Genomic DNA, 4,930 nt, shown 5'->3' on the forward strand with positions numbered 1-4,930 from the left:
AACACCTCCCCCAGCATCGTCAGCATCGCCGCGTGCGCCGGCTCAATCGGAATCGTCAAAAACCGAATGCCGAGGTTCTCCGCCAGCTCCCGCGCGTCCTCCCGGCTGTGCTCGCTCGAATACCGGCTCGGCATCGAGACCCCCATTACCCGCTCCGCCCCCAGCGCATCCACCGCCACCGCCGCCACCACCGCCGAATCGATGCCGCCCGAAAGCCCGATGATCGCCTCCCGGAATCCCGTCTTGTGCAGGTAATCCCGCGTCGCCAGCACCAGCGCCCGCCACACCTCCTCCTCATCGCCCAGGAGCGGCGCCACCGGGCCGCCCGGGCGAACGAGCTCCCCGGCTGTCGCCACCTCCACCCCAAGGTCGACCAGCTCTGCGCCCGACACCCAATCCCGCGCGCGCAGCTCCACGCGACGGCGCGGGTCGTGCAGCCGCCGCTGCGCCACCTCATCGAAGTCGACACCCACCACCAGCAGCTCCTCGTCAAACTGCCGCGCCCGCGCCGCCAGCCGTCCCTCGGCGTCGAACACGACGGAGGCCCCGTCGAACACCAGCTCGTCCTGCCCGCCCACCGCATTCACGTAGGCCACCGCGATCCGGTTATCCACAGCCCGCGTCGCCAGCATCCGCTCCCGCTCGCGCGCTTTCCCTCGCGCGTACGGCGAGGCATTGATGTTCACGCACAGCTCCGCACCCGCCAGGGCCAGGGCGTCCAGCGGCGCCCCCGGGTACCAGATGTCCTCGCAGATGCTCACCCCGAACCGCACATCCCCCGCCTGGTACACCACCGACCGCCTTCCCGCCCGAAAGTACCGCTCCTCATCGAAGACGCCGTAGTTGGGCAGCCGCTGCTTGGCGTACGTGTCGACCCACCGCCCATCGGCGAACACCGCTGCCGCGTTGAAGGCATCGTCCTCGCGCCAGTCCACAAACCCCACCACCGCCACCAGCCCTCGCGTCGCCTCCGCAAGCGATGCCGTCACCTCCCGCGACGCCTCGCAGAACGCGCGACGCAGCACCAGGTCCTCGGGCGGGTAGCCCGTAACTGCCAGTTCCGGGAAGGCCACCAGCCCGCAGCCCGCGGCCCGCGCCTGCTCGAGCACCTCCCGCACCTTCTCCGCGTTCCCCTCCAGGTCCCCAACCATCGTGTTGATTTGCGCCAGGCCGATCCGGACCGTCCTCATCGTCGCCTCCTCGCAGCGAGTATAGGCGTCGCGCCCGCCATCACGTCCAAATCAGGGATTCCCTTAGGCGCCCTCACCGATTCACGCCCTCCCCCGCCCGTGGCACCATCCTCCTCGGCGGGGTTTCGAGGTAGGGAGATGACTCGAAACACCAATCCTTCCAGCCCCTGTCCGCTCTGCGGACGCCAGGCCCGCGCGCACTCGCGCATCCTCATCGCCGACGTCGAACCCGTCGGCCGCCGCCGGACCAGCTATGCGACCGTAATTTGTCGAGATTGCGCGTTCGCCATGGTCCTCCGCTCTGAGGCCGCCAGCCTGCGCCGAGCCTCCTGAATCCGCCCTCAAGGGTCCAATAGCCGCCCGCCGCCCCGTGAAAGGGGCGGCGGGCCCATCTAGAATGGGCACCGAACCCCGGCGGAAGGAGGCAACCCGTGAACAACGTCCTCGCAATGGTCCTCGCCGGTGGCCAGGGCGACCGCCTCTCGATCCTCTCCGAACAGCGCGCCAAGCCCGCCGTCGTCTTCGGCGGCAATTACCGCATCATCGATTTCGTCCTCTCGAACTGCGCCAATAGCGGCATCGCCAAGCTCGCTGTCCTCACCCAGTACCGCCCACGCTCACTCTTCAACCACATCGGCGCAGGCCGCCCCTGGGGCTACGATACCCCCGAAGGCGGCATCCAAATCCTCCAGCCTTACCTCGGCAAGCCCGATGCCGACTGGTACCAGGGCACCGCCGATGCCGTCTACCAGAATCTCTACGTCATCGAAGAATCTCGCGTCCGCGAAGTCCTCATCCTCGCCGGCGACCACATCTACCTCACCTCCTACCGCAACATGATCGCCTACCACCGCTCGCAGGGCGCTGACGCAACCGTCGCCGTCTACAGCGTTCCCCGCAGCGAAGCCCACCGCTTCGGCGTGCTCGACCTCGACGAAACCGGCCGCGTCATCGACTTCCAGGAAAAACCCCGCGAGCCCCGAGGCTCCTGGGTCTCCATGGGCATCTACGTCTTCAATAAAGATGTCCTCGTCGAACAGCTCCAGGCGGACGCCGACCTCGGCGAGGCCAGCTCCCACGATTTCGGCAAAGACATCATCCCCCGCATCTACCGCACCCACCGGGTCTACGGCTACCAGTACCACGACTACTGGCGCGATGTCGGCACGATCGAATCCTACTGGGCCGCCCACATGGACCTGCTCCAGCCCAACCCGCCGCTCGACCTCGCTGACCCCGACCTCAAGCTGCGCACCGCCGGCCCCGTCCTGCCCCCGGCCTACATTGGCCCATCGGCCAGCATCAGCGAGTCCCTCATCTCCCCCTCAGCCCACATCGACGGCCAGGTCCACCGCTCGGTCATCTCACCCGGCGTCATCATCGAACCCGGCGCCGTCGTCCGCGAATCGATCATCCAGCACCGCTGCCTCATCCGCTCCGGCGCCGTCATCGACCGCTGCATCCTCGATAAAGAAGTCACCATCGGCAGCGGCTGCGTCATCGGCACCGGCGACCCTTCCATCCCCAACCGCGAGCGCCCCGATATCGTCAATTCTGGCATCTCCATCATCGGCAAGCGCGCGACCATTCCCCCCGGGCTCACCCTCGGGCGCAACGTCGTCATCGGCCCCGGCGTCCACGAAGAGCTCGCCGACCTCCACGAGCTCGAATCCGGCAGCTCGGTCCACCCCACCCACATCCCGCTCCATCTCTTCGTCTAGCCACCCGCGCCATGCGCCTCTTCACCCTCGAAGAAGCCCGCGCACTCCTGCCCGAGCTCCTCCCCCTGCTCGAAGAGCTCCGGCAGGCCGTTCTCCGTCTCCGCGCCATCGAAGCTGCGCGCTCCGCTGCTGCCCGCGGCGCCACCGCCGACGGCCACGACCTCGAGCCGCCGTTCGCCGTCACCCCGGCCGACCCCGCAGAGGGGCCCATCGAGACCGTGCGCCTCGCCTCCCGGGTCCTGCAGGAACACGGCGTCGAACTCAAGGACCCCGCCCAGGGCCTGATCGATTTCCCCCACCTCCGCGACGGCCGCACCGTCTACCTCTGCTTCCGCCTCGGCGAACCCACCATCCAGTACTGGCACGAACTCCACACCGGCTTCGCCGGCCGCCGGCCCCTCGACTCCTGAACCCCGCCCCCCCCCGGCTCCCGGGTTGGGGTGCGGGTTGCGGCGGCGCTTCGGGTTCCCGGGTTGGTGTGCGGGTCGCGGCGGAGCTCCCGGCTCCCGGGCAGGGGTGCGGGTCGCGGCGGAGCTCCCGGCTCCCACCTTCAACCTCCCACCTCCCACCTCCACCCTCCCACCTCCAGCCACTACAATCCCGCCATCCAAAACGAGGCGGCCGCTATGACCAACCTCTACCCCGTCCGCGACATCTTCGTCCACGCCAACGGCATCCGGCACCACCTCCTCGCCCGCGGCGCCCCGGGCGCCCCCGTCGTCATGATGATCCACGGCCTCGCCGGCCAGGCCCACACCTTCGACGGCATCGCCAACTTTCTCGCCGCCCGCTTCCATGTCTACTGCCTCGATGTTCGCGGCCGCGGCGAATCCGAGTGGGGCCCGCCCGAGCAGTACACCATCGATACCTACGTCCAGGACCTCGAAGCCGTCCGAGAAGCCCTTGGCCTCCAGCGCTTCGCACTCGTCGGCACCTCCATGGGCGGCCTCATCACCATGCAGTACGCCCCCCGCTACCCCGAGCGCATCTCCCACGCCGTTCTCAACGACATCGGCCCCGAAATCGACCCCGCCGGCCTCCAGCGCATCCTCGCCTACCTCCAGGGCGCCCCCGAGATGTTCGCCGACCTCAAGGCCGTCGCCCGCTACTACCGCCAGCACTACGCCCCCATGGTCGCCAACCTCAACGACGACCAGCTCCTCGAATTCGCCCGCTACAACGTTCGCCGCTCCGATGCCGGCGTCTACGTCTGGAAGATGGACCCCGCCATCCGCACCGCCCAGCCCGCACCTCCGTCCATCGACCCGTGGGAGGCCTACCGCGCAATCTCCTGCCCGGTCCTCATCGTCCGCGGCGCCCAGAGCGACGTGCTCTCGCCCGAGACCGCCCGCAAAATGCTCGAAGCCAATCCACGCGCCAGCCTCGTCGAAGTTCCCGGAGTCGGCCACGCACCCCTGCTCACCGAACCCGAGGCCCGCAAGGCTCTCGAAGCGTTCCTCGCCCGGTCCGACGGCCATTGACAGCGGCGCCGGCGGGCCACTACTCTGTGGCCCTCAACTGAAGATTCGGCGAAGAACGGGAAAAGTACCCTGCAAAGCGAGTCCCCAGAGAGCCGGGGAGGTGGAAGCCGGCGGCAGCGCAGCAGGCGAATGGGCCCGGGAGCCCCGCAGCCCAACCCCACCGGGCAGTAGGTTGCGGCGGAGTGGCACCGTTATCACAGCCATGGCCCTCGCGGCAGCGCCGCGGCGGCTGAAGAGTGCCCCGCCACGCGAAAGCAGCGGGGAACAAAGGTGGCACCGCGAGACCCCTCGTCCTTTGAACCGGCGAGGGGTCTTTTCGATCCCCCGAACGCACCACCAGGAGGTCCCCCATGGCAACCCGCAAATTCATCCTCCCCGAAGACCGCCTTCCCACCCACTGGTACAACATCGCGGCCGACCTCCCCTCGCCCCCGCCCCCGCCGCTCCACCCTGGCACCCACCAGCCCATCGGGCCCGGCGACCTCGCCCCGCTCTTCCCCATGGCCCTCATCCAGCAGGAAGTGAGCACCGAGCGCTA

Annotated in this window: 4 protein-coding genes and 1 pseudogene; 4 read left to right on the forward strand and 1 reads right to left on the reverse strand. The window is 68.7% G+C overall.

What is annotated here, in order from left to right; translation table 11 throughout:
* On the reverse strand, positions 1-1,190 hold a 1,190-nt coding region (locus VAE46_RS07205; RefSeq protein WP_322796246.1), incomplete at its 3' end, for a nitrilase-related carbon-nitrogen hydrolase.
* Between the two features lie 431 nt (positions 1,191-1,621).
* On the opposite strand from VAE46_RS07205, the gene VAE46_RS07210 reads away from it, so the two are divergent.
* From VAE46_RS07210 to VAE46_RS07225, 4 genes and pseudogenes are all read left to right on the forward strand, one after another.
* Positions 1,622-2,911 carry a glucose-1-phosphate adenylyltransferase family protein gene (locus VAE46_RS07210; RefSeq protein WP_322796247.1) on the forward strand — a complete coding sequence of 430 codons (1,290 nt, stop codon included), beginning with the start codon at positions 1,622-1,624 and terminating at the stop codon, positions 2,909-2,911.
* Between the two features lie 11 nt (positions 2,912-2,922).
* Complete coding sequence (locus VAE46_RS07215) at positions 2,923-3,321, forward strand: DUF2203 domain-containing protein (RefSeq protein WP_322796248.1); 399 nt, start codon at positions 2,923-2,925, stop codon at positions 3,319-3,321.
* Positions 3,322-3,537: 216 nt separating this feature from the next.
* A complete protein-coding gene (locus tag VAE46_RS07220; RefSeq protein ID WP_322796249.1) occupies positions 3,538-4,392 on the forward strand; it encodes an alpha/beta hydrolase in 855 nt (284 codons plus the stop codon).
* A 350-nt stretch (positions 4,393-4,742) separates the two neighbouring features.
* Positions 4,743-4,930: pseudogene (locus tag VAE46_RS07225) on the forward strand (TrpB-like pyridoxal-phosphate dependent enzyme); the annotation flags it as partial.

The sequence above is a fragment of the Tepidiforma sp. genome (genome assembly GCF_034433535.1).
GTDB lineage: Bacteria > Chloroflexota > Dehalococcoidia > Tepidiformales > Tepidiformaceae > Tepidiforma.